1 protein-coding gene is annotated in these 1,354 nt (G+C 38.4%); it reads right to left on the bottom strand.

Features of this window, described 5'->3' with window-relative positions:
* Positions 1–221: 221 nt before the first annotated feature.
* Complete coding sequence (locus tag AAEZ18_RS18260) at positions 222–1,010, bottom strand: abortive infection family protein (protein ID WP_350595489.1); 789 nt, start codon at positions 1,008–1,010, stop codon at positions 222–224.
* Positions 1,011–1,354: the final 344 nt, after the last annotated feature.

Here is a 1,354-nt window from a genome sequence, read left to right on the forward strand (position 1 = left end):
TGGACATAAGCTCGCTAGGGTAAAAGTTCTTTGAGTAATGATTGCCATTAGGAAAAGTATGACAATCAGGTATGTGATAACGCCAACCTAACCAGCGGCGTGCTAAAGCAGAATTTTGCGTATCTTTTGCTAAAAGCACTATAGTTTAAGCCGTCAGGTTTAGGTTCTAGTTAGCACTTTGTTTGAGGATTTCTCATCCCATGTTTCAAGTACAAAAAGTGCTAAAGTATGCGCTGAATGAATAGCAAGCCTTGCGTGGCGTGGCGTGGCTTCAAATTATATACCTTTCGTCCTTCACCATGTGCAGAGCTCGCATGAGTTCTAAATGCGCCAATACCGCCTACGATTGATAGCATTCCTGATATTATCTTTTTTAGATCATCATCTTGTACAAGTTTAGTATCGAAGCCTAAATCATCCCTTACTACTTTCCAGACACCTTGAAGATCTTGTTTTTGTGGAAATGGTAATTTTTCATCTGCAATATACACCTTAAAAATCGACTCTAATATATTACATGCAGCTGAAACAGCCTCTCTAGGCTCTGAATTTACATTCTCTAATGCTCGGTTAAATTCAGCTTCAATTGAAGGAATATCGCGCCCTTTAATTAGTTCAGATAATGATTTACTCGGCGCTGAACTGCCGTCTGATATTACGCCGCCAGTGATGTAAGTTAAATTACAGCGCTCTAATATGGCGTTTAATTTAACTTTAAATTCTTTCTTCTGCTCTGAAACGTTTACACCCCACTGATAGTTATTTTGTTCTAACTCATCAGGCAGTTCCATGTATGTTTCAATAAGTTTCCCTAGAACTTTTAAAGGGAAATCTGATTCTTTGTTTATGCGCCGTAACCATGCTTGTGTTTTAACAGGCTTAGAACCCTCGGGTGGTTCTCCTGGGGCATCAGCATACAAAAAAAGATTATCTAATCCAGCATGTGACTCTATGTCGCATAAATTATCAGATAAGACAGCAATAATTGGTGCAGGAATTTCTTTACGCATACTACCTCGATATGTGATGAAGAGTGCTAGCAACTTAGTATTTATGCGTTGCTCATATATTTGGCAAAAACGCACAGGCAGATTTAACAAACCTATTACTTAGGCTTACTTAAGTAAAGCTATTGATTTATAACTACTCTACCAGAGTAATACTGAATAAACGAGTACGAGAAATTGTAAAATGAGCATTGATATGGTTACCACATTACAAACCTTCAGTCATTGTCATTTATCGATTAGTAAAAGTAGGTCAACTGGCTTGTTTCTTATCTGTGCGGCTTATCGCCTCTAACCCACAATGGGGCAAAGGCGAGTTATATACATAACCCGTCTCTGGACAGAAA

Origin of the sequence: Pseudoalteromonas sp. 19-MNA-CIBAN-0066 (assembly GCF_040308705.1) — a bacterium.
GTDB lineage: Bacteria > Pseudomonadota > Gammaproteobacteria > Enterobacterales > Alteromonadaceae > Pseudoalteromonas > Pseudoalteromonas nigrifaciens.